Here is a 2,069-nt window from a genome sequence, read left to right on the forward strand (position 1 = left end):
GATATCAAATGAACGGGCAACTTCCCCTCTTGCTTGTCCTCTGATCAATAGATCCGCTATCAAATTTTCAGTCTGCTTGAAAGCGGACTTTATTCTTTGAGAAACTTCATTATCAAGCAATGACAACACTACTGCCGTGTTGACCAACAAGCATCCCTTCGGATTGGCATTATCAGAGGAGATGGCCAGTTCAAATATTTTTCTGATGGACTCAACCGTGGTCATCTCTTCCGTTATCTGCTTCCTGATTTGAGCAGCGATAAGCGATTCATAGCGTTCCAAAGTTTGTACAAAAAGAGCATGCTTATCACCAAATGTATCGTATAAACTCCTGCGATGGATTCCCATCTGATCCACCAAATCCTGGATCGAAGTTTTTTCAAATCCTTGTCTCCAAAAGATTTCCATCGCTTTATCCAATGCTTCTTCTTCATTAAATTCTTTACTCCTTGCCAAATTATTTTCTCCTTTCAAAATCCGATTCCGTTTCTAGAATGAACGTTCTCAATACACAATACCACTTCACAATTGATCAGTAAAGAAATCAGCTTACCGAAAACCACAAAAAAGGAGTGCTCAACTGGTTGGTGAGCACTCCTCTGATATTTGGTGAAACTCTTTTGCTTCGCTGTTCTCCGATGAAGCGGCTTTGGTCGGAGTTGGGATTCCGTTCGTTATGCTGTTCTCCGGTTAACCGGTCCACACCGGAGAACAGCCCCGGTATCTTCACTCTACTCCGGCCAGCAGCCCCTCCCCGGAGTAAAGTCCGCTCAAGTCATAATACACAAGAACGCAACATCGAATCTACCCCTCCAGCAACCCGCGTTCGCGGTACCACTCGTCCGGTCTCCAGACCCACTCATGGTTTTCTTTACCCAATAGATCAAAAGCAGCTTTTGGTCCCATTGTCCTTGACGCATACTTCGGAATTTCTTCATTGTCGCGGTCCCACGTTTCTCGGATCGCATCGACGATTCTCCAGGATTGCGCGACCTCTTCCCAACGCGCAAAGTTGGTCGCATCGCCCAAAATAACATCATAAGTCAGGCGTTCATAAGCTTCTGGCGTATTGGCCATCATTTCGCTGTCATGGCGGTACTCCAATTTGATCGGCTGCGTATTGAATCCCTGCCCGATTTCTTTGCGGTTCATGGTCAAAGCAAAGCCTTCTGTTGGCTGGATATAAATGGTCAGATCGTTTGATGCTGGGATATCCTTCTCAGCATCAAACGGATTGACGGGAACTTTTTTGAAAACGATATTGACGCGCGTTCCTTTTTCCGTCAGGCGTTTTCCGGTGCGCACATAAAAAGGCACTCCGTTCCAACGCGGATTGTCCACCATGAATTTACCGGCCACAAACGTTTCCGTCTTCGAATCGCTTGCGACATTCGGCTCTTCTTGATACGCCACAAATTCCTTACCATCCAAATGGCCTGCCGCATACTGCCCTCTGACAAAGTTTTCGCGGACTTCCTCCGGCGAATAGACACGCACATCATTCAGTGCTTTGATCTTGGCTGTCTGGATATTCGCTTCGGATACGGAAGCTAACGGCTCCATCGCCAACAAGGACAATACCTGCAGAATATGGTTTTGGACCATATCTTTTAAAGCGCCGCTGTGATCATAGTAGCCGCCGCGCTCTTCCACGCCCAATTCCTCGGCAAAAGTGATCTGAACATTTTCGATGTAATCACGATTCCACGAGGATTCCAAGAACGGATTCGTCAAACGGACGGCCAAAATATTTTGGATCATCTCTTTGCCCAAATAGTGGTCGATCCTGAAAATATCCTCTTCCGGGAACACTTGGGTGATTTGATCATTCAATTTTTCGGCTGATGCATAATCCATACCGAAAGGCTTTTCGATGACGACGCGGTTGAACCCTTTGTCCGTCACAATCTGCTGCCCTTTCAGATGCGTCACGATTGGTCCAAAAAATTGCGGAGCCATCGCCAGATAGTACATCCGGTTCTGATCCAAATCATATTTCGCATCCAATCTGTCAGCCAACTCTTTGAGATGCACGTAATGCTCCACATCGGAAACATCATGCGCCCGGT

At 46.6% G+C, this 2,069-nt stretch carries 2 protein-coding genes; both read right to left on the reverse strand.

Annotation, left to right across the window (positions count from 1 at the left end):
• Positions 1-474, reverse strand: a 474-nt coding sequence (locus WBV27_RS04270; RefSeq protein WP_424199723.1) for a TetR/AcrR family transcriptional regulator, incomplete at its 3' end; no start/stop codon positions are given.
• A 330-nt stretch (positions 475-804) separates the two neighbouring features.
• A partial coding sequence (gene zwf, locus WBV27_RS04275; RefSeq protein WP_424199725.1) for a glucose-6-phosphate dehydrogenase occupies positions 805-2,069 on the reverse strand: 1,265 nt, incomplete at its 5' end.

The sequence above is a fragment of the Trichococcus sp. genome, assembly GCF_049589555.1.
Lineage (GTDB): Bacteria > Bacillota > Bacilli > Lactobacillales > Aerococcaceae > Trichococcus.